The organism is Verrucomicrobiia bacterium, from assembly GCA_035765895.1.
GTDB lineage: Bacteria > Verrucomicrobiota > Verrucomicrobiia > Limisphaerales > DSYF01 > DSYF01.
Genome location: DASTWL010000033.1, coordinates 121880 through 145291, shown reverse-complemented (window position 1 = coordinate 145291; position 23412 = coordinate 121880). Strand labels below are relative to the sequence as shown.

Sequence of the window (23412 nt, the reverse complement as noted above, 5' to 3'; positions counted from 1 at the left end):
GTCACGGCCGCTTCACTTCCGCGGTCAGAACGGTCTGCAATGTGGCTGCGACAGCGTCCACCGTCAGGCCGGCCAGACAGGGATTCATGCTGGTGCAATGGCCCTGGGCGCCGGGGCACGTGCAGGCGGTGCCCTGCAACACGCGATGGCGTGGGCCCAGCGGCGCCCATCGTTTGGCGGAGGTCGGCCCATACAGCGCAATCGTGGGCACGCCCAGCCCGGCTGCGAAATGCAACGGTCCCGTGTCACCGCCCACGAACACGCGCGCCCGGGCGAGCACGGCCAGAAACTGCCGGATGTCCGGCAGGGCGGGCAAAATCGTTGCGGCCGGCGCGAGGCGTTGCAGTTCTTCGAGCAACGCGCGTTCGCGCGGGCTCACGCCCGAGGAAAAAATCATTTCAATGCCCGCCGCGGACGCGTGTCGGAACAATCCGGCCCACGCCGCCACCGGCCATTCTTTTTTCAGCATTCCCGTGGACAGGTGGCCCAGCACGGGCTGGCCGGGCACCAGCTCGCGGGCGAAGGCGTCCAACGCCGGATCGCTGCGCAGTTCGAGTTCCATTGAAGCCGGCGGCGGCACATCCCACGCCGCCAACAAGCGCACCAATTGCACCGATTCATGCGTGTCGGCGGCTGGCGGTGCACCGATCTGGTGATAGCACCAGCGGCGACCCCAAAAGCCGCCGGATTGAAACCGCCCCAGCCGCCGGCGAGCGCCGGAGAACCTGGTCAAAATGGCCGCGCGGTCGTTGCCGCTGAAGTCCACGGTGCAGTCAAATCGCTCCTGGCGCAGCGCCCGCAGAATGGGCCACGTCGCACCGGCTGCAGCTTGACCACGTTTACGGGGGATGGCCCAAACCTTGTTAATCCACGGCAGGTGTTGCAGGACCGGCGCGATTTCGGCGGGCAGCAACAGGTGCAGTTCGGCGGCCGGCCAGCGGGCCCGCAACGCGCGCAATGCCGGCACCATCATCACGGCGTCGCCAAAGTATTTCGACTGCACCGCGAGGATTTTTTTGGGGGGCTCCACGGCGGATTTCATTTTTCCGCGGACGCCGGATCAGCGGGTTGCGGCGCGCGTTCCGCTTCCAGCAGGAACGCCTGCTTCGCAAACGTGTCCACGGCCTTGACGCCGGCGATGACGCAACCGCGCCAGCCGTCGCGAAAGCCCTGCTTTATGACCAGGTGTTTCAGGAACGTGGCGGGCGGTGAAAAGATCAACTTGAGCCAGCTGAATTGCCTGCCCTGCGCCACATACGAACCGGCCATGATGCGCGCGTAACGAATGGTTCGGGTGAGGTGGTCGTTCAAGTCGCGGAAGGAATAGTGCAGCAAATCCCCGTGCAGTCGCGCGATTGAGCCGGTGACGGTCAGCTTGTCATGGGGATCGAGTCCGGTCCAGCGCGCCCCGTCGCGCCGCACGAGGCGCAGGCGCCATTCGGGATACCACGCGTGCCAGATCCATGCGCCGAGATACCAGGTGCGCCGGTTCACGGCAAAACCAGCCACGGTCGGTTCGCCGGCGGCAAACTGCTGCCGGATGGAGGCCGCGAGTTCGGGTGTCAGCGCCTCATCGGCGTCGAGGCACAGCACCCATGGTTGCTGGCAGCGTTCGAGCGCCTTGTTCTTTTGCGCCACGTAGCCGCTCCAGGGTTCAACTTCCACCCGCGCACCGGCGTCCCGGGCGATGTCCACCGTGCGGTCCTGCGAGCCGGAATCCACCACCACAATCTCGGCCGCCAGCCCCTGGACGCTCGCCAGACAGCGCGGCAGGCGCTCTGCTTCGTTGAGCGTGATGATGGCAACGGACAGGGGAAGCGCGGGCTTCATGGCGGCGAAAGTGGCGGACATCCTTCAGCGTGGCGAGTCGAAAGGGAGGGCCGTCGGGCGGGCTTCAGCGCACGCGCTGGTAATGACATTTGTTGAAGCGAAAGCCGAACAGCGTTTCCAGCTTGAGCATCAGGCGATGCTTCTTCTCGCGCGACGTCAACCGGTGATTCGGGTCCGCCTGGAACAAACCTTCGGCGCGTGGCAGCCAGTCGCGCATCACGGCCGGATGCGTGCCGGTGAACGGCCGCAGGATGTGCGGGTCCACGTCCTCGTAGCGGACCGTTTTCTCGTTCGCGCTCCAGTTCTTCTCCACGGCCTTGAGCTTGAGGTTCATTTCGTCGTTCGAGCGCACCCAGCCATAATGATAGATCGTCGCTCCCGTGTGCGCGGCGCGGGGGTAACGCGCACGCTTGTGATCCACCAGCACGTTGAAGAACAGCCCTTCCGAGGCCCAGGCCGGAATGGTGTTGCGCAAAATGCGAACTTCGCTGCGATACCAGCCCGGCGACCACGCATACGTGTTCGCGTTGCCGTAGAAGTGGAGGTAGTCGAACGCCAGCGCCTCCACGCGTTCGTCGGGCAGGTGGTGCTCCATGGCGCGGCGGATTTTCGGCAGGTCGTTTTCGTGCAGCACCTCGTCGGCTTCGAGGTAAAAAGCCCAGTCGCCGGTGCAGTTGAACAGCGCGATGGACTTCTGCTGGCCATAGACGAAACCCTTCACGCTGTAATCACTGCGGATGCGCTCGTTCCATTGTGTGGGGATGATGCGGAGCTTCGGGTCGCCGATGCCGCGCACCAACGTTTCCGTGGCGTCGTCACAAGGTCCGAGGGCCACGACGAATTCATCCACCAGCGGCAGCACGGAGCGGATGGATTGCACAAAGGGGTAGCCAAACTTCTGTCCGTTGCGGAGGAAGGTGAAGCCGCTGACTTTCATTGCTTGGGTTGGTCGGTTTCCGGGCGCGGGTCACGCGCGGCCAGTCTAAGCCGCCCGCCCAAACCGGCGCAACCTTCGTCCTGCCCTTGCCACCCGCCGGGACCTGCCGGATACTGCGCGCGTGCAACCAACCATTGCCCAGTTGACGGACCGGCTGGTCGATTCCTACAAGCGGCTCGGCGGCATCAACCACGTGGACGGCAAGAACCTGCCGTCCAAGCAGCAGATCGCCGCCATCACTGAGGACCTGTTGTGCCTGCTGTTTCCTGGCTTTTTTGCCGAACAATTGCAGCATTCCTCGGAACTGCGTGCCAACACGGAAACCCTGCTGAACACCGTCCGCACCAGCCTGGAGGCGGAAATGGTCAAAGCTCTCGAATACAAACCGCCGGCCGGCCTGTCCAAGAAGGAAATCCACGGGGCGGCCCACGCGCTGACCCTGCAATTCCTCGGCCAGCTCCCCGCCATCCGCGAACTGCTGCAAACCGACATTGACGCGGCTTACAACGGCGATCCGGCGGCGCTCAGCCGCGAAGAAGTGATCGTCGCTTATCCGTTCGTGGAGGGCATCGCCGTCCAGCGCGCGGCCCACGCGCTTTACCGGCACGACGTGCCGCTGATTCCGCGCATCATGACCGAGTGGGCGCACGCCCGCACCGGCATGGATTTGCATCCGGGGGCGCAGATCGGCACGCACTTCTTCGTGGACCACTGCACCGGCACCGTCGTGGGCGAGACGTCGGAAATCGGCAACCACGTGAAGATGTATCAGGGCGTTGGGCTCGTGGCGCGCTCGCTGGCCGCCGGCCAGCAGTTGCGCGGCAAGAAGCGCCATCCCACGCTCGAAGACCGCGTGACGATTTATGCCGGTGCCACCATCGTGGGTGGCGAGACCGTCATTGGGGCCGACAGCACGATTGGCGCGAGCGTGTTTCTCACCCACAGCGTCCCGCCGCATTCGCTCGTCGTCCAGGAGGATCCGAACGTGAAAATCCTGAACAAGCGCGACCGCGAAGGTTATATGCCCGACTGGCAAATCTGAGTTGGGAAACCCCACGTCAGCGTCGCGGGAGCCCCCGGCATTTTGCCGGCTTAAATCGCGCACACATCGAAAGCCGGCCAAAGGTCGGTGCTCCAGCATCGCATCTCCGCGCCTCCGCGGTGCATTTCACCTCACTTCTCGGGCACTTCGACCACGTCGCCATCGCGCAGCCAGAGGTCGGGCGCCTGGTTCGGGTTGCTGCAATCCACGGTCCACACCTGCGGCCGGGCGTTATCCGATTCGCGCCGTGTGACCTTCACCCGGCTGAGGTCGGCCGTGGACAGCAGCACGCGCCGCGCGGCGTCACTGCCCAGAATCGAGCCGATGAGCGCCGCCTCCCGATACCCGCCCACGGTCAGTGGGGTTTTCCGGGATTGGAACACCAGTGAAACCGTGCCCTGCCGGCATGCGGCGATGGCGGTGAGTTCCGCCGCGTTCAGCCCGATGGGCGCCTCTTCCAACGAGTGCAGCCGCTCGGGGATTTCGACGGTGTCGCCAAACTCCAACGGGACATCCTTGGCGCAGTCGATCGCGTTGGTTGCGTTAAAAAGATTCACCTGAATCCGGGCGGCCGGCTGGCCCGCTTTTGGACTGGGACGAACGATGGTCAGGTGGCGCAAGTCAGGAAAGCGCGGCTCGCGGGCTGTTGATCCGGCAATGATGTTCCGCAACCGATCCTGAAACGTTGAATTTCCCGGGGCGGCACCTGGCGCGGGCGCATAGTGGTTATACAACACGTCGAGCAGGGTGAAGCGATTCCAGTCGTTCGTGCTCTTGTAAAACACGGCCTGTGCGTAGTTGGCGGCGGGCCGGCTCACCATGATGCGGTCCATATTGGGCAAATTGGCCAGCCCGCCATGTTCGCGCAGCAGGTCGGCGACCGGAGTCGGTTCGGGCTTTGCGGCGCCCTGCCCATTGCTCCACTGATACGAAATTGGCGAGCCAGGCATGGGCAAACCAGGCGGGGGAATCGCCAGTGTGCCGCCCAAAATCATATTTCCACCCCCCTTGCCTTCCGCATAATCCAGCGGTGTCAGCCCCTGATTATCCCGCGCGTTCACATCGGCTTTGTGCGCGAGCAGCAGGGCGATGAGCTCCGAATCATGGATCTGGGCGGCGATGTGCAATGGCGTCCGGCCGTCCGTGGTTCTGGCGTTCACTTGGGCGCCGCCCTCCAACAACGCCGCCGCGGCCGCGCGATCCTTGCGAACGACCGCGTTGATGAGCGGCGTCCCGCCGCCAAGCCGTGCTTCGGGATTGGCGCCCGCCACCAGCAGCAACTTGATGACTTTGGGATCAGTGGCCAGAGTCAGCGGGGTGCGCGGTTCGCTTGCGTTGTCCTCCGCATTCGGATTCGCGCCCGCGTCGAGAAAGGCTTTCATCATCTCGGCGTCATTCCAGGCGGCGAAAATCAGCGGCATGCTTCCGCCCAACTGCCGGCCGTTGGGATCGGCCTTGTGCGCGAGCAGCAGCTTGACCACATCGAGACGCGGCGCGGTCATGGCGAACGCCAGTGGCGTTACGCCGTCCAGCCCTTGAGGATGGAACATGCCGACGGATTGGATTGGCCAGGTCACCTTCGCGGCTCGATTCGCGTCCGCCCCCGCCTGGAGCAATGCCTCGACAGTGCCTGCGTTTTTGCTCTTGATGGCGCCCAGCAACGGCAGGTTCGCCTGGCCTGCGTTCGGGTCCGCATTCGCGGCGAGCAGCAGCTTCACGTTCTCGTCCTGGCCCAGCTCGGCGGCGTAACTCAGCGCCGTTCGCCCGTCATTGTCGATCACGTCCACCTGGGCTTTCGCCGCAAGCAAAGCCGCCATCGCCCGGGCGTTCTGGCGGTTCATCGCGCAGGTGATGAGCGGCGTTTTGCCTTTGTTGTCCGTGGCGTTGACGTTGGCCCCGTGCGCGAGCAGCAGCGCGATCATGGCCGGATCGTCGGGATCGGAGGCGCGATGCAATGGCGTCCGGCCATCATCGGCCTTCGCGTTGACATCCGCACCGTGGGCCAGGAGCACCTCGGCAACCGCCTTGTAGCCGCGCCCCGCCACATCATACAGCGCGGTGAAGCCGGCGTTGCTGCGGGCATCCACGGCGGCTTTCCGGTCGAGCAGCAATTCGACCATCGTCTTGTGCCCGTTGATGGCCGCGAGCCGCAACGGGCTGTTCAAGTTGATGTCTGCCCCGTGATCGAGCAGAAAAGCGGCGACACGCAACTGCCCTTTCATCGCCGCACGGCAGAGTGGCGTGAGCTTGTCTTCGCCCGATGTCGAATTGATGAGGTCCGGGCTGTTCTGGATCATCGCCTGAATGCGGCGGATTTCAGCCTCCTCCTCGTCCGGGACGGTGGTGATGGGGGCTTCCCCAGACGCTGATTTGGCGGCAATGGTCGCACCGGATTTGATTTTCGCGTAGTATTCCCGGGTTGCCTCCTGTCCCGCCTTGAGGGATTCCAACTGTGTTTCGAGGGCGGTCATTATTCCGTCTGCGCGGTCGTTTACCTTTTGACGCAAATCTTCCACAAGAGCATCTGCACGCCTCACATTTGGATTGCCGGCGTCATACTTGGCAATAGCGGTGAGCCGGCCCTGCTCGGCGAGATTTAATTGCTGAAGCAGTTCTATGAATTGGCCGTCCTGATGAATGGAGGGCAACGTATTGAGCAGTTTTTCCCGGTCCAGTTTCTTCAACGTGGCGAGTTGTTCTTCGCATTGTGCAATTCGCCCCGCCCACATCAGTTCGGCTTTTGCTTGGTTGTCTGATAGGTCCAAATCATTGGGAGTGGCCGGCGTGTTTTTAGAGCTAGTAATTATCCCCATCCCCGCCAAATTCTGCTGGCTGAGTTTGGCGAGCGTGTCCTGATCGCTGAACTCGCGCAGAATGCGCTGGTAGAACACGGCGGCTTCGTTGGTCTTGCCGAGCTTCCGGTTCACCTCGCCCAGCCGGAAAATTGCCGTCGCTGCCAGCGCGCGGTTCTGGTCGAACTGTTTGGCCACCTTTTCATACGCTTCAATGGCTGCCGGCAGATTCCGGTTCGCCTCCTCCTCGAACAGGCCCGTTTGCAGCGCGGTGGAAAGCTCGTTCGTCGCGGCGCGTGCAGCGAGGGGAAGCAACGCCAAGACGCAAAGGAACAAAGTCGCGAGTAGCCGAAGGAACCCACCCCCAGCCCCTCCCAGGAGGGGAGCCCGAGTGGCGGACGCGCGCCGATGGCAGTTTCCCTCCTGGGAGGGGTCCGGGGTGGGTGGGTTCGGTGTTTTCATGTGCGGTTCCATGTGTTGAGTGTCCCTGAATCGCGTCTGCGATTTGTCATGGCGATGCAAAATTGACGAGCCACGAAATACACGAAGCGGAATAAATTCCACGCTCCTCCAATCGGCTCTCGTGGGTTCCGTGGTTGCTCATGCCTCCAGCTTGTAGCCCACGCCATGCACCGTCTTCAACCAGCGCGGGTCGTCGGGATTTTTCTCCAGCTTGCGGCGCAGGCTGGCGATATGATTATCCACCGTGCGCGTCGTGGGGAACGCGGCGTAGCCCCAGACCACATCCAAGAACCGCTCGCGTGACACCGGCTCCCCTGGGGTGGCGGACAATAAACGCAGCATGGCGAATTCCTTCGGTGTGAGATGCAATTCGCGTTTGCCACGCGTCGCCGTCTGCCGTGCGAGGTCCACCACGATGTCGCCGAAGGCCAGCTTCGTTGCGACTTGACCGGGCTTTGGCACACGGCGCAGCAAGGCCCGAACGCGCGCCAGCAGTTCCTCGATGCTGAACGGTTTCACGAGGTAATCATCCGCGCCCGCATCGAGGCCGTTGACACGGTCTTCGATTTGTCCCTTCGCGGTGAGCATGAGGATGGGTGTGGTGCGTCCGAGCCGGCGCAGTTCCGCGGCGACCGCGAATCCGTCAAGCCGCGGCATCATGATGTCGAGGAGGATGAGGTCGGGCTGTTCGGCGAGCGCACGTTGCAATCCGGCTTCGCCGTCGGCGGCGCTGAACACGCGATAACCTTCGGCGGCGAGGCAATCCTCCAGCCCGCGCCGCATGGGCAATTCGTCTTCGATGATCAGGATGCGCGACATATTCTTTGCCACAGAGGCACAGAGACGCAGAGATTGTTCAAATCCTCTCTCTGTGCCTCTGCACCTCTGTGGCTGACACAGGCAATTCAATTGTAAATTTGCTGCCTTGGCCGACTTCGCTTTCGACGAGCACGCGCCCGCCGTGCGCTTCGACGATGTGCTTCACGATGCTCAAGCCGATACCGACGCCCTGCGTCTCGCGGCGCAGTTCGGAACCAAGCCGGTGGAATCGCTCAAAAATCCTTTCGTGTTCGGACGCCGGAATGCCGGGACCGTGGTCACTGACTGAAACGCGGAACGCGGAACGCAGAGTGCGGAATGAGAGCGGCGCACTTGCCTGGTTCCCCTCCTTGGAGGGGTCAGGGGTGGGTTGCCCCGAATCGCCGGCATCCAGTGTCACCACCACGGCTTCGCCGGCCGGCGAATGTTTGATGGCGTTGTCGATCAGGTTCACGAGCGCCTGCTGAATGGCGCGGCCGTCCACGTTGAGTTCGAGGCTGCCTCTCACCCCGTCCGTCTCCCCATCGGATGGGGAGAGGGTGGCCGACAGGCCGGGTGAGGGGTTGTCCCCACATTCGAATTTGAATGTTCGATGTTGGATGTTCGGTGTTTCCAATTTCAACTTCACGCCCTTCTCCGAGGCATACGGCTCCATGAGTTTCACGGTCGTCTCGACGAGCGCGCGCAGATCGGTGGGTTCGAATTCGTATTGTTTGCGGCCCTGTTCGATGCGGGCGAAGTCGAGCACGTTGGCGATGAGCGCCGAGAGCCGGCGACATTCCTGGCCGATGAAATGGAAATACTCGCGCTGCTTGGCCGGCTCGGTGACGTTGCCGCGCTCGAGGCTCTCCGCCATCAACCGCACCGACGCGATTGGCGCCCGCAACTCATGCGACACGCTGGAAACGAAGTTGGATTTCTGTTCGTTGAGCGCGAGTTGTGATTGAAGCGTCTTTTGCAACTGCCACACGCCCAGCACGGCCACCAGGGTCGCCAGCAGAATGAGCGAGCTGAAGAGCATCAGCCGCTGACGTTGTTTTGTGTAGAGAACCGAGGGATGGGCCAGGTGCACGTTGACCGTCAGGGCCAGGCGTCCGGCGGTGCTCATGCCGGTGACCGTCTTGCTGCTGAGCGGCGGTGGTGTGTTGGCGAGCTGCGGTTCGCCGCCCGCCCAAGGAGTCAGGTCGAATCGTCGGCCCAACATTTCGACGTCCGCCGACAAATACGCCGGCCAATGTGCCGCCGCCTTTTTCCCCACACGCCCGGCAGCGGCGGCAAATTCGGAGGCGGGAACAATGGAGACGCGGTAATTGTTGCCCGAGGAAACGTTGGTCGTGGACGTGGCGGTTTGGTGGTTGACCGTGATGTTGGTCAGCACGAAGGGCGACGGCTCGCTGAAGGCGTAATACCCGCCCGGCTCTGTGCCGTCCGAAATGAGGGCGGACCGTTGGCGGCCGTTCGCATTCCACTGGCGGAGCAACGGCCAGGTGTTTTTATCCATCGCCCACAGGGTTTGCGCTGCTTCCAGGCGATTGCTCAGACCGGGATGACCATGCGCTGCGCGCCTGGCAAATTCACCGAGCAACCGTTCGGTCATAAACGACGGATGACGATAGCCAACCGCCACCAGCTCTGACAGGAGTTGGCCCAGGAGCTGGTCTGATTTTGCTTCGTGGGTGGCCTGGAACAATGCGACGTCGCCGATTTGAACGCCGCTGGGCGTTGTGGCCGGCCATTGCGCGGCCGCCAGGGCGGAGAGCCGTCCCGCTTTCTCGTCTTCGCTCCCGCCGCGGTGGAGTGCGTCCAGCAATTGGATGAGGGCGCGCTGTTCGGGAGTTCCGGCGCTTTGTTGCAACTGGCTCATGGCCTCGCCGGCATCGCCTGAGGATTGGAGGAGTTGCTCGGTCCGTTCCAGTTCGGCGCGCCATGCCGGTGAGGCCTGGAGGAGCCAGTCGGGCGGTGACGGCGGGCTCAAATACTCGGGCGGCGCGGCCGGTGCCCCGCCCGACACGATGTTCTGCGGACGCGGCAGCCCGTTGAGTCGCCCGGCGGAGAATTGCCAGAGGTCCGCCGGGGTGTTTGTGTCAGTGCCCGCGAGCATTATCTGAAAGAGGTGGTTGCGCCCGGCTTCGGCCCCGGAGGTGTAATGCTCCAGCGCGTCGCTGAATTCATTGCGACAGTCGTTGGCCAATGAGCTGGCGAGCGCCTCCGCCACCAACTCCGCATCACGCCGTGCCTGCGCCTTGTCCTGGCGCAGCAGGAGAACGCCGGCCGCGCCCAGGAGCAGAATCACGAACAACAACAACCGGGCCACCCAAACCACCCGGGCATGTCGTTGCGTTCGTGTCAGGGCCATGTGCGTTCTATTTGCCGCCAAGCTTGGACGCACCGCAAGCCGCAGTTGTCACGGAGTTGCAAAATTGGCAGTGAGACGGACTGGCCGGATGCGGGCGCCTGTTTTTCCTCCTGTTCAAGCGGAGGTCTCCCGTTTAACAATGCGCGCCGGAGTTTCCCCCATGAACACACGTGCGCTGGTCGGTTTGAGTGCCACGCTGGTGGCCGCTTTCCGGGTGGTTGCCGCTGCCGGCTGGCAGACCGCGGATCTCACGGCATTCACGAACCACACCGTCCTGGAGCAGAACGAGGTGGCGGGCCTGCTGCCGGTCGGGGAACAGGTCATTGACGGCGTGCCCTTTCACCTGGCGGGCAGCGTGGAAATCCCGGACGGCGCGGGTGCGGCGACGAACCGGATCATCGTGCCTGTTGATGCGACGTTTGCGCGCCTGCATCTGCTGGCCACGCTGGCTGGCAGTGCGCCGGAGAGCAACGTCGTGCTGCGGGTGCGGCTGGCGTATGCAGACGGCGGTGACGCGACGCAGGAACTCGCCTTTGGTGATCAACTCCGCCGTTGGGACGCCGCGTTGCACAAGACCGAACGGCCGTTGCGGGACACGAATCACGCCGCGCTCGCCTGGGCCGGCCAGTCCGCGCCGCTCGCGGCATCGGACCGTTACGCGCGGCTGTATCACGTGACGCTCGACAATCCCCATCCGGCGAAGGCCGTGCGCGCACTCACGTTCGAGGCGCCGCAGGCCAAATGCCCGCCGGTGATTGCCGGGATTACCTTGGCCGGGACGGAGGCGCACCGCGAACCGGACACGGTGGAATTGCCGGCGGCGCCGTTTCCGGATTTGCGCCGCCGCACCGGTGCACCCGCGCAGCTGGCGGGCGTGGTGCGCACGTGGACGGGCGAGCCGGTCGCCAATGCCACGGTGCGGGTGGTGGCCACGCGGGCCTTCAACACCTCGAGCTGGCAGGCCAGTCGCCTGGCCACGGTGAGCAGCCCGGCTGCCTACAGCGACGCCGCGGGCCGCTTTGCGCTGACCAACCTGGCGGACAACCAGCTTTATCACGTCGTCGCGTTGGCGCCGGGATATGACGCGACGTTTTTCAACGGCGCGGATCCGAAGTCCGCTACCATTGAAATCCGGCTGCGGGAATACCGGCCCGCAACGAACAGTTTTGTCGTGCGGGTTCGTGTCGTGGACGGCGCGGGCCAACCGGTGGTGGCCGCCGTGGCCGAGGTGGGCGGCGTGCGCTACGCAGGCGGCACGTCGTATGGCGGCCCGCAGGATTTTCCGGAATACCTGGCCACGGATGCCCACGGCGAACTGGAACTCAGCCGCACGCGGCCGTTCAGTGCCGTCCAATTGGAGTTCGCGGCTCCGGGTTTGGCGCCGCGCAAGACGTGGCTCGATGTGAGCAATGTCACGCAAACCGTCACCCTCGACGTGGGGGCGATGGTGCGGGGTCGCGTGCTGCTCGACGGCAAACCACTGGCGAACGTGCGCGTGGGCGTGTCTGGCGTGGAGCGGAGTTCGGAGGTGTTCGCCGGCCATTACGAGGCCACCACGGATGCGGCGGGCGTTTTCAGCTTCGCGCATCTGCCGGCACACATTTCCTGGTGGTTGCACGGGCAGATGGGTTCGTTCAAGAACTTTGGCGCGCTGCGGCCGCGGCAGTTCACCTCGGCGGGCATTGGGGAAACCAACGACCTGGGCGATCTCGACGTGGGTGCCGCGTGTCGCCTCGCCGGCGAAGTGCGCACGCGCGATGGTGCGCCCCTGCCCGCCGGATTGCAGCTTACCCTCGGCGCCGACACGTATTGGGACTCGCAATCAGCCACGGTGGACCCGGACGGCAGGTTCGCCTTCGACGGCGTCGTGCCCGGCCTGGTGGAGATTTCTGCCAACCAGAACAAATGGCGATTCACCGGCGCGAACCGCAGTCTCGACAACTGGAATCCGTGGCGGCTGTGCGGTCTGCTCAACGAAGACAAAACCGACCTGGTCATCGAGATCGAACCGGGCGACCGCAATTACAACAACAACAATCTGGGCGGGCAGTTGCCGCCGGCGGATTATGCGAGCGCGCGTCCGTTGTTTGGCGCGGAAACGAACGGGCCAATCCCCATCGTGCTCGGCGGAACCGTGCTGGATGATGCGACCGGCAAGCCGGTGCCGGTCTTTCAGGTCATTCCCGGCCGCAAGCCGCCCGCCTCCACCCTGCCCGCGCCGACGAAGCCCCTTTTGCAGCAACTGGTGCAGGCGTTTCACAAACCGGTCACGCCTTGGAATGAACTGCCGTGGTGGGACGTGGGGCGCACGGAAAACTTCAGCAACGGCCAGTTCCGCGTGAACTTCCAGCCACTGACCAGCGTGCCCATGCTGCGGGTCGAGGCCGCGGGCTACGAGCCGTTCACTTCGGAGGCGTTTCCGCTGTCCACCAACGGGCTGATGGTGCGTTTGCGCACGGGCACCGGACCCAGTGGCGTGGTGTTGCTGCCGGATGGGCAGCCGGCGGCGGGGGCGAAAATCTGGTATGCCGTGGCCCGGGAACAGGCGGGCCTGACCGACCGCGCGCTGTCGCTTTACGGCAGCGCGACTGGGCTGAAAACGACGGGCGCCGATGGACGGTTTGCTTTTGGCGCGCGACCCGAAGGGCGCACGCTCTTCATGGCGCACACCAATGGCTGGGCGGAAGTGGAGGTCAAGCCCGACACGGCGAATCTCAAGGTGGCCCTCGCGCCGTGGGCGTGCGTCGAAGGCACGCTCATCGCCAGCAACGGCACGCCGATGGCCGGGATTCCCTTGCATTTGACGCATCCCTACGATTGGAATACCGGCGACCCCATTGTGAACATTCAGGGCGGTTGTGTCACGGACGCCAGGGGGCGATTCTTTTTCTCGAACGCCCCGCCGGTGCAGTTGAATTTGATCCGTGAAATCCGCATGGGAACGGGCGGCGGTTACTCGCACGGCCCCCAGACCTGGTTCATTTGCCAGCCCGGCGTCACCAATAATCTGGGTAACGTGACGTATGATTCACCACCGCCACCGCCGTTTGGAGAAAAGGTGAAACGCGCTCTGGGGCTGTGAAGGTGAGGCGGCGCGGGGCGCGCGGAAAGCGGTTTGAGGGGAAGTTGCGGGTCACTTCACCGCAACCAGTTCCACGGCATCCAAATCAGTGGAGACTTTGTCGCAGAATTCGTCAAACAACGCGCGGCAATCGGCTTCGCGATAATTGAGGCCCGAGACGGCGAGTTGAATGAAGCCGCGCGTGGTTTGTGCCGCGTAGTTCACCAGTCCCTGGCGGAGCGGCAGCGAATAGACGGAAAGCGTCACCCCATACACGAGCGTGTGCCACGCGTTCGCGCGACCTTCGTCCGCGGCGGCCAGATAGCGGCGCACGAAACGGTCATCGTGCAGCGGCCGCAAACTTTCCAGGTGCGCCCGGCCCACGCGGCGGCTGGCCGCAGCCAGGGGTTGCAGTTCGGCGTGCTGTGCCAGTTCCTGATCGAACGCGATCAATTCGCGCAGTTCGAAGGCGGTTGCGTGCTGAAACGCGCGGCGAATGGCCGGCAGTTCAATGGGGCGCAACACGCGGTCGTGGTAGGCGCGGAGGAACTGGCGAAGCGAAGGCAGATCACCAATGGGCGGCAGATTGAGGGCGGCGGTCAGGGACGCGAGCGCGACGAGGTCATCCGCCGAGCCCAGTTGCGCGGCGAGCGGATGCCAGCGGCCCAGCCATTCGGCCGGGTCAGTCGCGAGCGTTTGTTGTTGGGCCCACATGCAAAAAATCCGGCAAGCACGAGCGCGTTGTTCCCAGAGCTTGCCATGCGCCCAAGGTGCCCATGATGGGTCGTGGCGGCCAGTGATAAAATTTCGCCGTTAGATTTTGATTGCTTGAAGCCGCCAAGCCGCTTCCCGTAGTGTCGTTTCTCCGGCCAAAGTTTTTGCTGTTGCCGGGTTTCCGTTCCTGTCATCGAGGCTGGTGCCCAGGCGGAGGTGAATTTCCCCAAAATCCGTTGCGGCGAGCCGCTTCCCGGGCCCCCGGCGTGCGGCAATTTTTGTCCGTCATTTTCCTTTGTGTCCCGTCGTAATCACTTCTATGTTCAGGCTGCTGCTGTAAGCAGATTCTGTGTCTGGTCAGCGTTGTAAAATTTATGAGTAATCCAGTCGCCGCTCCAAAGACTCCTGCAAGCCACACCCCAGCCGCCCGTCACACGCCCAAATATCCCGGTGTCCGCGTCACGTGTAATGGCAACCAGCTCGTCGCCCAGCATGTTGAAACGCGCATCACCGAAGGCGGTGTGTTCTACCCGATCACCCCCTCGACCGAAGGTGGCGAAATTTACCAGGGCTCCTACGCGATGGGGGAACTCAATGTCTGGGGCCAGCCCAAGGTCGCCGTTGAAACCGAAGGCGAACACGCGGCCCAGGGCGGTGCGACGGCGTTCGCGGTCAGCGGCAAACGCACGGTCAATTTCACCTCCGGCCAGGGCATCGCGTATGCCATGGAACAGTATTATCACGCGCCCGGCAAGTTGTGCACGATGGTCCTCGAAATCGGCGCGCGCGCGCTGACGAAGCACGCGTTGAACGTCCATTGCGGCCACGACGACATCAACGCCGCACTCGACACCGGCTGGATCATGCTGATGTCAAAAGACGCGCAGCAGGCCGCCGATCAGGCGATCATCCTGCGCAAGGTTTGCGAACTCGCGTTGAACCCCGGCATGAACATCCAGGATGGCATGCTCACGACGCACTCGGAACGCATGTATCTCGCGCCCGAGGCGGAATTGCTCCGTGAATTCCTTGGCGCAGCGGACGACCTGATTGACTGCCCGACGCCCGCGCAGCGGGAGCTGTTCGGTCCGAAGCGTCGCCGCGTGCCGGAAATGATGGACCTGAAGAATCCGCTGCTGCTCGGCCCGGTGCAGAATCAGGAGCATCACATGAACGGCGTCATCGCCCGCCGCAATAATTTCAACGAGCCCATCCTCGGCTTCCTGGAAAAGGCCTACGCCGAGTTCGGCCATCTGACCGGGCGTTTCTACGGCCTGATCACCGAATACAAAACCGAGGACGCCGACACCGTGTTTGTCTCGCTCGGCTGCGCGGCAGACAATATCGAGGAGGCTTGTGATTACCTCCGCAACCAACGCAACGCGAAAGTCGGCAGCATTCACATCAACGTCATCCGTCCGTTTCCTGAAGCGGCGGTCATCAATGCGCTGCGCGGCAAGCAGAACGTCATCATCCTCGAACGCACCGATGAAGCGCTCGCCGGCGACAACCCGCTGGCCCGCGACATCCGCGTGGCGCTCAACAAGGCGAATGAAGCCGCGAAGTTTGGCGGCGCACTTCCTGCGCTGACACCCGCCGAGACGCCGCGCCTGTTCCGCGGCAGCTACGGCATCGGTTCGCGCGACTTTCGCCCCGAGCACACGCTGGGCGCGTATGAGTTCGCCACCGGCCAGACGAAGCGGAAGGATGGCAAGGGCGCGGCGGATGGCGAAACGTATTTCACGCTGGGCATCGATCATCCGTATGCCGCCATCAGCAAGGACACACCGTCGTTGCTGCCCGAGGGCGCGATTGCGGTGCGGTTCCACTCCATCGGCGGCTGGGGCATGATCACGACGGGCAAGAACCTCGGCGAGTTGATCGGCGAGTTCGGCGAGTATTTGACGAACGCCAATCCCGTTCACGAGCCCGACGGTTCGCTGAAGCAAAAGCTGTTCGTCATGGCGAACCCGAAATACGGCTCCGAGAAGAAGGGCGCGCCGACGAATTATTACCTCACCGTGGCTCCCGCGCGGATCAAGGTGAACTGCGAGCTGAACCACGTGGACGTGGTGTTGTGCTGCGACCCGAAGGCGTTCACGCACACGAACCCCCTCGACGGCCTCAAGAAGGGCGGCAGCTTCGTTTGGGAATCCAGCGACACGCCCGAGACCGCGTGGACGCGCATCCCGGCAAAGTATCGGCAGTTCGTGAAGGACAACGGTATCCGTGTGTTCATCCTGCCGGGTTTTGAAATCGCGCGCAAAGCGACGAACAAGCCCGAGCTGCAGCTGCGCATGCAGGGTAACTCATTCCTCGGCGCGTTCTTCCGCGTCAGCGCGTTCCTCAAAGATTACGGCATCAGTGAGGAGATGTTCCTGGCGGACGTGAAGAAGCAGTATCAAAAGAAGTTCGGCCGTTTCGGTGACGCGGTGGTGGCGTCGAACATGACGGTCATGCAGGAGGGTTTTTCACGTGTCATCGAAATCAAATACGGCGAACTGGCCGACCCGGATCGCTCCTCGATGCGCAATCCGCCGGTCACGCCGCTTGGCGAGCATAACCTGCTGCCGACCGCCGGCTGCGGCTCGATCACCACGGGTGTGCCCCGGCCTGAAAGTCAGGCGCGTTTGCCGCTGTTCTCGCTCGGCAAGTTCGACAGCGAATTCCGCGCAGGCCTTGGCTACCACCAGCCGTCAGGCGCGTTTGCCTCCTGCGGCGTGATGGGTGCAGGCTCCGGCGCCACGCAGTCCAAGTATGTCGCACGTCGTGAGACGCCGGTTTACATCGCGGAGAACTGCACCCAGTGCATGGAGTGCATCACGGCGTGCCCGGACACGGCGTTGCCCAACATGGCACAGGAAGTTGGCACCGTGCTCAAGACCGCGGCGGGCAATTACGTCAGTGACCTGGCCGACCGCAAAAAACTGTTCACGGAAATCCCCGCGCTCGAACAACGCGCCCGTGCGAAGATGAGCGAGTCCGTGAAGGCCAAGACCAACGTGCCGTTCAAGGACATCATCGCCGCCGAAGTCACCGCGCTCGCCGGCATCAGCGACAAATCCAAAACCGAGTTCACCGGCATCATTGCCAAGCTGCCGCTGGCCTACTCAAACGTCCCGGCCATCTTCCGTTCGCTCGAACAGAAGACGCCCGGCGCCGGTGGCTTGTTCTCCATCTTTGTCAGTGACCTTTGCAAAGGCTGCGGTGAATGCGTGCAGGTCTGCGGCGATCACGACGCGCTCCGCATGGTGCGCGAGACCGAGGAACTCAACGCGGACCTGACCACGGCGCAGATCTTCTCGCGCCTGCTGCCCGACACACCGCAAAAATTCCTCGGTCTTTACAACGACGGCGACGCAGCGAACTCCCGCGAGGCCGCGCTCCGCAATCACCTGATGGTGCGACGCAATTACGAGGCGCTCGTTTCCGGCGACGGCGCGTGCGCTGGTTGCGGCGAGAAGAGCGTGCTGCGGGCGCTGGCCTCGACCACCGAGGCCTACATGCGGCCCATCTATCATGCGAAGGCTGACCGCCTCCGCGCCAAGGCCGAGCGTCTGGAAAAGGACGGCGCGCAAAAACTGGCTGCGCTCAAGGCGCGCAGCGAGGCGGAGTATCAACTGTTCCGCAAAAGTTTCGCCCACGTCATCATGGGTCTCGGTGGCGAGAATGACCCGGACACTGCCAAGCGCGTCGCGGATTACGAGGCGAAGCATGGTGTCATCGCGGACGAGCAGATCGTCAAAGGCCTCGTCGCCGTGCTGCGGCAGGACGCATTCAATCACCGCGAGTTGCAGGCCGTGGATGGCCGCCGTGCGAACGGCATGTCCGTCATGATGATGGGCGCGAGCACGGGCTGTAACACCGTATACGGCTCGACGCCGCCATCAAACCCGCATCCGTATCCGTGGATGAACTCGCTGTTCCAGGACGGCGCCACCATCTCGTGGCTGCTGGCCGAGTCGCTTATCCTCAACCATTCGCGCCGTTCCGTCGTGCCTGAACGCTTGAGCGATGCGCTCCTTGACCGCACGGAGAAAGTTTCGTCTGACGCCGAATACTTCCTGCTCACGCACCTCGACGACGCTTCGATGACCGAGCAGGAAATCCACGAGTTGCCGAAGATGTGGGTTGTGGGCGGCGACGGCGCGCTCGGCGACATCGGCTTCCAGAACGTCTCGAAGGTCGTGCTGCAGAACCGGCCGAACGTGAAGATCCTCATGCTTGACACGCAGGTGTATTCCAACACCGGTGGCCAGAATTCCGACAGCTCGACGATGCTCGGCGGTTACGACATGAACCAGTTCGGCACCGCGTCGCAGGGCAAGTTGATCGAGAAGAAGAACGTCGCCGAGGCGTTCACGAGCGGACACGGATCGCCGTTCGTCGCGCAGGTCTCGATGGCGAACGCCGCGAAGCTCTACAAGGCGATGCTCGATGGCCTCGAATACCGCGGCACGGCGTTCTTCCAGGCCTACACCACCTGCCAGCCCGAACACGGCGTGGGTGACAACATGAGCGCTGACCAGGCCAAGCTCGTGCGCGACGCGCGCGGCATGCCAGAGTTCGTGTTCAACCCGCGCCGCGGCGAGACCTCGCAGGAGGCCTTCGACCTCAAGGGCAATCCGAATCAGGACCGCGACTGGTGGCGCACGAAATACGCCAGCACCGGCGAGGAATACAATTACACCGTGGCGCACTGGGCCATCACCGAAGGCCGCTTCCGCAAGCACGTGAAGAGCATCACGGAAGAGGAGGCGAAGGGCCTGCGGTTTTACGACGACATGCTCGCGCTCATCACGCAGGACGACGTGCAGCACCGCCGCGTGTTCAATCCCGAACACCGCAGCTTCGTCCCGAACTTCGGCTGCTACATCAAGGCGGAGATCAACGGGAAATTCAAATGGTTTGCCGTCTCGCGCCAGATGGTGCTGTTCGGCGTCGAACGCCGCAAAGCCTGGCGCATGCTGCAAAGCAAGGCCGGCGTGGTGAACAAGGATTACCTCGCACAAAAGGCGCTGCTCGCGAAGGCCGACAAGGGTGAAATCCCGCTGGCAGACTTGCGCGCGAAAACTGCGGAACTCTTCACGGCTGAGCTGGCCGCAGCGAAATAGACGAACCGGAACGGCCGGGCGCAAACTCCGCCGGATTCATCCGGCGGAGTTTTTTGCTGGTTCGGTGCGCCGCTATGCGGAGGTCAGAACTTTTTCCAGCAGCTGGTTCAACCGGTTCAACATGGTGCGCGGGTCTTCCAACAGGCCGGCGGCCACGCGTGCGTTGTCGTGAACCTGTTCAGCCACGCTGCCGGCAAGTGCGGCATCCTTTTGACGCATGGCTTCGAGCCGCACGATGACCGGGTGAGCCGGATTGATTTCGAGGTCGTATTTTGCGGGGGCCGCCTCGTTGTCGCCCTGCTTCATCGCCTTCATGAGGCGGCGCATGCTGGAAGTCATGAACTTGTCCGGGTCCACCACCACGGCGGGGCTTTCCACCAATCGTTGTGAGGGACGCACGGCACCGACTTTTTCGCCGAGCGTTTCCTTGAGCCAGGCCGCGAGCGCCTGGGCGGTTTCCCGCGACAGCGCACCGTCCTTCGTGGTGTCCTCAAGCTGGAGGTCCGCCTTCTCGGCCAGGGTGATGCCCTTGCCGTCGAATGTGCTCAGATGCTCCATGACGAATTCGTCCCAGGGGTCGTAAAGGAAGAGCACCTCGAATTTGCGTTCGCGAAACACCTCAAAATAGGGGCTGCTTTCCGCGGCGGCCCGGTTGGGGGCGAGCAGGCAGTAAATCTCCTTTTGTTCCGAGGGCATGCGTTTCACGTAATCGGCCAGCGAGGTCAGGCTGCCCGCGTCAAGGGTGGAAGACTCGTAACGGAGCAGTTTGCCAAGGGCTTCCCGGTGGCTGAAATCGGTGACGACCCCCTCCTTCAGGAAGCGCTGGTATTCGTGGTAGAATTTTGCGTAGGTCTCCGCGTCCTTTTCGGCCTGCTCCTCCAGAAATTTCAGGAAGCGTCCGGTGAGAACCTTGTTCAGCTTTTGCAACAACGACGAGTCCTGCATTGTTTCGCGCGAGATGTTCAGGGGCAGGTCTTCGCTGTCCACCACGCCCTTGAGGAAGCGCAGCCATTCGGGGAACAGCCCTTTCGCCTTGGCCTGAATGAGCACCTTGCGGCAATACAGATTCACCTCGGAATCCATCCGCCCCATGCCCAGCGTTTCCAAATTGCGTTGGGGGACAAACAGCAGGGCTTGAATTGCCAGGGGTGCGTCGGCCGTGAAGTGCAGGCGGAACCGCGGCTGATCGTGGTCGTGGCCGACGAAGGTGTAGAATTCGTTGTATTCCTCCTCTTTGATCTCGCTCTTGTTCCGCGCCCAGATCGCCTGCACGGTGTTCAGCCGCTTGCCGTTCAACTCAATCGGAAACGGCACGAAGCTGGAATAGCGTTGAATGACGCGTTCGATGGTGTGGGCCTGGGCGAATTCCTTCGCTTCGTCCTTGAGCTGGAGGGTGATTTGCGTGCCGCGCGGCAAATCGCCGCCCGGGGCCAGTTCGTAACCGCCGACGCCTTCGCTGGTCCATTGCCAGCCTTGTTCCTCCGGCGCAAAGGAGCGGCTCGACACCGTGACGCGCCGCGCCACCATGAATGCCGAGTAGAAGCCTACGCCGAACTGGCCGATCAGGTTGACGTCCGGCTGCTGGTTTTCAGCCAATTGTTTCAAGAATGCCTTCGTGCCTGAATGCGCGATGGTGCCGAGGTTTTCAACCAGTTCACCGTGGGTCATGCCGATGCCCGTGTCGGTGATTGTGATGGTGCCGGCCTTGTCATCGGTCGTTACGGCGATGGTGGGCGGGATGTCTGACTGGTGCACGGTGTGACCGGACGATTGTTTGAAGCGCAGCTTTTCACAGGCGTCGGCCGCGTTGGAAATCAGTTCCCGGATGAAAATCTCTTTGTCGGTGTAGAGTGAATGGATGACGATGTTCAGCAACTGCTGAATCTCGGCTTGAAAATGGTGGTTTTCAGTTTGGCTCATAAAGTTCGGCAGGTTTCCGGCGGAAAAGGTTTGCGTCAAGGACAAGGGCGGGAACGTCCGGCGTTTGAACATCCGGATGGCACCAACAAAACGCCCTTCCGGACCGCTCTTGCCATCTGGAAGGGCGATGTCAACCGCGTTCAGTCGTTCACGGTGATCTTGCGCGGCTTCACGCGTTCCGACTTGGGCAAAGTCAGGGTCAGCACGCCCTGATTCATTTTGGCGGCGATCCGTGCGGTGTCGATGGCGGGATCCAGTTCGAACACGCGACGGTAATCAGCCGTGCGGCTTTCGTGGAGGATGACGCCGCCCACGATGGCGGGCGGATTGCGATGGCCGACAAGGGTCAGTTCCGTGCCTTCCAACAGGATTTCGAGCCCATCCTTGTTCACGCCGGGCATTTCGGCTTCCAGCGTGTAGCCGTCCTTTTCCTCGTAGATGTTCACCTCGGGCAGAACGTATTCCTGCCGTTTCGGCTGTGAAGAAACCTCATTCTTTTCCTTTTGCATCACGTTGCTCATGACGATTCCTTTCTTTAAGAGTTGGCGTTTGCTGGATGGCCAGCCTGGCAGTGTCTTCTTCAATTCACGTTGACATTGATCTGCTTCGGCTTGGCCTCTTCGGTCTTTGGCAGGGTTACGGTCAGGATGCCATCCTTGTAATCAGCCTTCACCTTGTCCGCGGCAACGGGCGTGGGCAGGCTGACGGTGCGCTGGAAGCGGCCGAAGAACCGTTCGGTGCGATACGTCTCGCCGGCTTCGGCTTTGCTCTCGCTCTTGCGTTCACCGGAAATGCTCAACGTCCCTTCGTGCAGCGTGACGTCAATGTCCTCCTTCTTCATGCCGGGCAACTCGGCAACGATGACGATGTTTTCCTTGTTTTCATACACATCAATGGCCGGTGTCCATCCGGCGAACAAGGAAGGGGTTTCCGCCAGTTCCGCCAATGGCGATTCGAAGAGGCGGTCGATCTCTTGGCGGAGATCAGACAAACGATTGAATGCCGGCCACGCGGCCAGCAACGGACTTTGGAAGCGAACTAGTTTCATGATTTGATCCTTTCGTTGTTGTTAAACAAATCTCACCTCAATCCAATTGCTTTAGGCATGCCAAACGACATCACGCTCGATAAAATGTTTAAGGGAAAGTATTTGTATAAAATTCGACGTGCAACGGATTGGATAAAAAGGGCAATAATGGCGCATTGTGGCGAATAGTGCGCGGCCTATATGGGTCATAATAGCCCGATTCCGGGTGGATTCCGGCAACAAAAAAGCCCGCTTCTGGGAAGCGGGCTTGGTGGGCGTCGAAATGATCAGTCGAAGGCGTGGCCAGCGCAGCACAGGACATTCTTCACCTTGTGGCGAACCAGATCCTTCACGGCTTGGCGGGCGGGGCCGAGATACTTGCGCGGATCGAATTCCTTCGGGTTTTCGGAGAACACCTTGCGGATGCCCGCCGTCATCGCGATACGCAAGTCGGTGTCGATGTTGACCTTGGTGCAACCGACCCGGCGGGCGACTTCGATGTCGGCTTCGGGCACGCCTTGCGCGTCGGGCATTTTGCCGCCGTATTTGTTGACCTCGGTGACAAGGTGTTGCGGGACGCTGGAGGCACCGTGCAAAACGAGCGGATAATCGCCCATGCCGGCATCCATTAATGCTTTTTTGATGAGCTTGAGGCGCTCCAAGTCGAGGTGCTGGGTGCCCTTGAACTTGTAAGCGCCGTGGCTGTTGCCGATGGCGACGGCCAGCGAATCGCAGCCCGTTTCCTTGACGAATTTGACGGCTTCATCAGGTTCGGTGTAATGGCCGCTGGTGGAATGGGCGCCGCCCTCTTCGCCTTCGTCGAACTGGGCGCCGACCAGGTGGCCGAGTTCAGACTCGACGGAGCAATTGTGCTTGTGAGCGTATTCCACGACTTTGCGGGTGATTTCCGCATTTTTCTCAAACGGCTCGTGGGAGGCGTCGATCATGACGCTGGTAAAGCCTTCGTCGATGCACTGCTTGCAGAGATCGAACGTGTCGCCATGGTCCAGGTGAACCGCAATCGGGACGGTGGAGAGACTGACGGCCGCTTCGATCAACTTTTTGAGGTAAACCGGGTTGGCGTATTGTCGTGCCCCCTTCGAAATCTGGAGAATGAGCGGTGCCTTTTCCTCCTCGCAGGCTTCGACGATCGCCTGGATGAGCTCCATGTTGTTGACGTTGAAAGCACCGAGGGCGTATTTGCCTTTAAGCGCCTTGGCGAACAGGTCGCGAGTATGAGTCAATGGCATAATTCAAGTTCAGTTGCGGATTGTGCGCCGTCGCGCGCGACGCGGCGGCGTTGGGGATACTAGGAAACCGCGGGGGGGAGGGAAACAC

14 protein-coding genes are annotated in these 23412 nt (G+C 62.3%); 3 read left to right on the top strand and 11 right to left on the bottom strand.

The window, feature by feature from the left end; translation table 11 throughout:
• Nucleotide 1: 1 nt before the first annotated feature.
• The 3 genes from VFV96_07060 to VFV96_07050 all read right to left on the bottom strand — a co-directional run bounded on the left by VFV96_07060 (nucleotide 2) and on the right by VFV96_07050 (nucleotide 2767).
• The gene (locus VFV96_07060) at nucleotides 2-1030 is read right to left on the bottom strand and encodes a glycosyltransferase family 9 protein (protein ID HEU5070154.1); all 1029 of its coding nucleotides are present in this window, start codon (nucleotides 1028-1030) and stop codon (nucleotides 2-4) included.
• Between the two features lie 8 nt (nucleotides 1031-1038).
• On the bottom strand, nucleotides 1039-1830 hold the full coding sequence (locus tag VFV96_07055; GenBank protein ID HEU5070153.1) for a glycosyltransferase family 2 protein: 792 nt from the start codon (nucleotides 1828-1830) through the stop codon (nucleotides 1039-1041).
• Nucleotides 1831-1894: 64 nt separating this feature from the next.
• Complete coding sequence (locus tag VFV96_07050; protein HEU5070152.1) at nucleotides 1895-2767, bottom strand: glycosyltransferase; 873 nt, start codon at nucleotides 2765-2767, stop codon at nucleotides 1895-1897.
• Nucleotides 2768-2888: 121 nt separating this feature from the next.
• On the opposite strand from VFV96_07050, the gene VFV96_07045 reads away from it, so the two are divergent.
• Nucleotides 2889-3809: a serine acetyltransferase gene (locus tag VFV96_07045; protein ID HEU5070151.1), complete on the top strand. Its 921-nt coding sequence runs from the start codon at nucleotides 2889-2891 to the stop codon at nucleotides 3807-3809.
• 131 nt (nucleotides 3810-3940) lie between these two features.
• Here the strand turns inward: VFV96_07045 and VFV96_07040 are convergent, their stop codons facing one another.
• The 3 genes from VFV96_07040 to VFV96_07030 form a co-directional block, all read right to left on the bottom strand.
• On the bottom strand, nucleotides 3941-6922 hold the full coding sequence (locus tag VFV96_07040) for an ankyrin repeat domain-containing protein (protein ID HEU5070150.1): 2982 nt from the start codon (nucleotides 6920-6922) through the stop codon (nucleotides 3941-3943).
• A 279-nt stretch (nucleotides 6923-7201) separates the two neighbouring features.
• On the bottom strand, nucleotides 7202-7882 hold the full coding sequence (locus VFV96_07035; protein HEU5070149.1) for a response regulator transcription factor: 681 nt from the start codon (nucleotides 7880-7882) through the stop codon (nucleotides 7202-7204).
• Between the two features lie 37 nt (nucleotides 7883-7919).
• Nucleotides 7920-10238 (bottom strand): HAMP domain-containing sensor histidine kinase, encoded by a 2319-nt coding sequence (locus VFV96_07030; protein HEU5070148.1) that lies wholly within the window; start codon nucleotides 10236-10238, stop codon nucleotides 7920-7922.
• Between the two features lie 160 nt (nucleotides 10239-10398).
• On the opposite strand from VFV96_07030, the gene VFV96_07025 reads away from it, so the two are divergent.
• Nucleotides 10399-13320: a hypothetical protein gene (locus VFV96_07025; GenBank protein HEU5070147.1), complete on the top strand. Its 2922-nt coding sequence runs from the start codon at nucleotides 10399-10401 to the stop codon at nucleotides 13318-13320.
• Between the two features lie 51 nt (nucleotides 13321-13371).
• Here the strand turns inward: VFV96_07025 and VFV96_07020 are convergent, their stop codons facing one another.
• Nucleotides 13372-14013, bottom strand: a complete 642-nt coding sequence (locus VFV96_07020) for an urease accessory UreF family protein (protein HEU5070146.1) — start codon at nucleotides 14011-14013, stop codon at nucleotides 13372-13374.
• A 374-nt stretch (nucleotides 14014-14387) separates the two neighbouring features.
• Between VFV96_07020 and VFV96_07015 the strand changes: the two genes are divergently transcribed.
• Nucleotides 14388-19127, top strand: coding sequence for a 2-oxoacid:acceptor oxidoreductase family protein (locus tag VFV96_07015; protein HEU5070145.1), 4740 nt, complete (start codon nucleotides 14388-14390; stop codon nucleotides 19125-19127).
• Nucleotides 19128-19199: 72 nt separating this feature from the next.
• Here the strand turns inward: VFV96_07015 and htpG are convergent, their stop codons facing one another.
• The 4 genes from htpG to VFV96_06995 form a co-directional block, all read right to left on the bottom strand.
• Nucleotides 19200-21047, bottom strand: a complete 1848-nt coding sequence (gene htpG / locus VFV96_07010; GenBank protein ID HEU5070144.1) for a molecular chaperone HtpG — start codon at nucleotides 21045-21047, stop codon at nucleotides 19200-19202.
• A gap of 140 nt (nucleotides 21048-21187) precedes the next feature.
• On the bottom strand, nucleotides 21188-21568 hold the full coding sequence (locus VFV96_07005; protein ID HEU5070143.1) for an Hsp20/alpha crystallin family protein: 381 nt from the start codon (nucleotides 21566-21568) through the stop codon (nucleotides 21188-21190).
• 59 nt (nucleotides 21569-21627) lie between these two features.
• Complete coding sequence (locus VFV96_07000; protein HEU5070142.1) at nucleotides 21628-22095, bottom strand: Hsp20/alpha crystallin family protein; 468 nt, start codon at nucleotides 22093-22095, stop codon at nucleotides 21628-21630.
• A gap of 266 nt (nucleotides 22096-22361) precedes the next feature.
• Nucleotides 22362-23324 carry a ketose-bisphosphate aldolase gene (locus tag VFV96_06995; protein HEU5070141.1) on the bottom strand — a complete coding sequence of 321 codons (963 nt, stop codon included), beginning with the start codon at nucleotides 23322-23324 and terminating at the stop codon, nucleotides 22362-22364.
• Between the last annotated feature and the right edge of the window lie 88 nt (nucleotides 23325-23412).